This is a genomic window from Clostridium sartagoforme, from assembly GCF_039521405.1.
In the GTDB taxonomy this organism is placed as follows: Bacteria; Bacillota; Clostridia; order Clostridiales; family Clostridiaceae; genus Clostridium; species Clostridium sartagoforme.
Genome location: NZ_BAAACH010000042.1, coordinates 1 through 518, shown reverse-complemented (window position 1 = coordinate 518; position 518 = coordinate 1). Strand labels below are relative to the sequence as shown.

Genomic DNA, 518 nt, shown 5'->3' with positions numbered 1-518 from the left:
CTAATGTTCCTGTAGTGTAAGCATATTCCTTTTTAGATAATATGTTGCCTCCAGCATCGTATTCATAGATTATTGTTTTATTTAGTGTTCCATTGTCTTCTCTAACTAGTTCATTTAAATCATTATAAGTAAAGGTTGTTGTTTTTCCATTTTCAACTATACTCTTTATATTTTTAAGCTCATCATAGGAATATTGAATTTTTTTACTTCCATTTGTATAGCTTGAAACAAGATTTGTTTCTCTTTCTGCATAGCCCTTTACATATGTTACTGAAGTATTATAGGTTGTACTTCCTGTATTTATAGTTTTTGTATTTAATCTTCCCAAAGTATCATAATTTAATTGTATCTTCTTAGGTACATTGTCTGTTGTATAATTTACTTCCTTAAGCTTGTTATCTTTATCATAGACATAAGATGTTTTAAAATTGTTAACATTATTATAGTTTTCTTCAAAATCACTTACATTGTTATTTAAATCGTAATTTAATTTAAATGTATTGTTATTTGAATCTGTA

At 25.5% G+C, this 518-nt stretch carries 1 pseudogene; it reads right to left on the bottom strand.

What is annotated here, in order from left to right:
• A pseudogene (locus ABDZ60_RS18560) lies at nucleotides 1-518 on the bottom strand (hypothetical protein); the annotation flags it as partial.